This is a genomic window from Methylibium sp. T29, assembly GCF_000576205.1.
Classification (GTDB): Bacteria; Pseudomonadota; Gammaproteobacteria; order Burkholderiales; family Burkholderiaceae_C; genus Methylibium; species Methylibium petroleiphilum.
In genome coordinates, this window is the sequence record NZ_AZND01000431.1 from 1 (window position 1) to 1751 (window position 1751).

Genomic DNA, 1751 nt, shown 5'->3' on the forward strand with positions numbered 1-1751 from the left:
CTGCTGCCGGCCCAGGCCATCGCCGGCCGGCGGCTCGCCAGCGCGCTGGCGCACAGCGAGCTCGAGCTGCGGCACGACGACGACCACGCAGAGCGCCCCACGCTGACGCTGGCGCGCGTGCTCGACGTGAGCCATGCGCCCTTCCCCGGCTTCAACCGCGCGCAGGCCGCGGTGATCGAGGGCGCGGTGCTGGTGAGCCGGCTGCACATGCTGGCGCCCGACAAGGTCGACACCGAGATGGGCTACCTGCAGATCGCCATCGACAAGACCGCCGGGCCCGAGGAACACGAGGCCTGGGGCTGGCTGCGCGAGGCCGTGGCGCGGCAGCGGGTGCAGGCCGGAGCCGGCACATGAGGCTGCTGGTGAGCGTGCGCAACGTCGAGGAGGCGCTGGCCGCCGCGGCCGCCGGCGTGGATTTCATCGACCTGAAGGAGCCGTCCGCCGGCGCGCTGGGGGCACTGCCGCCGGCCACCCTCGAAGCCATCGTCGAGGCGCTGCAGCACGCACCGGGCCGGCGCCCGATCAGCGCGACGATCGGCGACTGCGCCGGCACGACCGAGGTGCTGGAGCGCGTGGCCGAGACCGCCGCCTGCGGTGTCGACTACGTGAAGGTCGGCATCGCGCCCGGCCAGCATGCGCTGCTGGACGCGCTGGCCATGTGCGGCCACGCGGTGGTGCCGGTGTTCGTGGCCGACCACGGCATCGACGGCGCGCTGCTCGCCCGCGCCGGCGCGCTGGCCTTCCCCGCGCTGATGCTCGACACCGAGGACAAGGCGCGCGGCAGCCTGTTCGACATCGCCAGCGAGGTGCAGCTGCAGCGCTTCGTCACGCAGGTGCGGCGCAGCGGCAAGCTGTGCGGCCTGGCCGGCGCGCTGCGCTTCGAGCACCTGGCGCGCCTGCAATCCATCGCGCCCGACTTCGCCGGCTTCCGCAGCGCGGTGTGCAGCGGCGCACGCACCGCCGCACTCGACCCGCAACGCGTGCGGGCGCTGCGCGAGCAGCTGCAGTGCGAGGACGCCGCGCAGGCGGCGTGAGAGAAAACTAGTCAGCGAACGGCCGGCAGCTGAGCGACTCGTCGAGCAGCAGCGCGCGTGCGCGGGTCAGCTCGCCCCTGTGCAGCAGGTCGATCGGGAAAGCCGCCTGGCGCGCGCGCTGCGCGAAGCCGGCGTCCAGCACGCCCGCGTCGCCCAGCTGCGACAGCGTGAGCCGGCCATCGATGGTGCAGGACTTGACGACCAGCAGGCGCTCGGCGTGCAGACGCTGCGCGAGCCACAGCGCCAGGCTGTCGGCGCTGGTGTCCCACGTGGTCAGTTCGTCGGGCCGGCTGCGCAGCAGGTCGAGCGGCAGCCACAGCGCCGTCTGGCCGCCCTTCAGCACGCGCCGCAGCGGCTGCTCGCCGGCGGCGGCCTGCAGCGCCGGGCACAGGCCCTGCAGCATCAGCGCGGTCTGCGCCATGCCGAGCACCGCCATGTTGTGCGCCACCAGGTCGTCGAACTGCCAGTGCGACTGCGCGTCGCGCACCTGGTCGGCGAAGGCGCCGCCACCCGGCACCACGATCACACGGCCACCGCCCAGCTCGGCCAGCAGGTCCAGCCACTGCGGCAGCGACGCATCCTGGTTCAGGCTGCCGCCGAGCTTGACGACCCACATCAGGCCGTCTCCCGCACCCGCAGCAGCGCGACCGCCGCGCTGGGGGCACCCACCTGGGCCCGCCGCTGCAGCGCCGCGTCGGCCTGCGGCAGGTCGTCGAG

General features: G+C 74.4%; 2 protein-coding genes and 1 pseudogene. 2 read left to right on the top strand and 1 reads right to left on the bottom strand.

All coding sequences use genetic code 11. The annotated features are described in order from the left end of the window. Both x551_RS21750 and x551_RS21755 read left to right on the top strand, forming a co-directional pair. Positions 1-354 (top strand): annotated as a pseudogene (locus x551_RS21750) (DUF447 domain-containing protein); the annotation flags it as partial. Then, a complete protein-coding gene (locus x551_RS21755) occupies positions 351-1034 on the top strand; it encodes a (5-formylfuran-3-yl)methyl phosphate synthase (RefSeq protein ID WP_036251343.1) in 684 nt (227 codons plus the stop codon). The pseudogene x551_RS21750 and the gene x551_RS21755, both read left to right, overlap by 4 nt. A 7-nt stretch (positions 1035-1041) precedes the next feature. On the opposite strand, the gene x551_RS21760 is transcribed toward x551_RS21755, so the two are convergent. Next, positions 1042-1650, bottom strand: coding sequence for an aspartate kinase (locus tag x551_RS21760; protein WP_036251346.1), 609 nt, complete (start codon positions 1648-1650; stop codon positions 1042-1044). Positions 1651-1751: the final 101 nt, after the last annotated feature.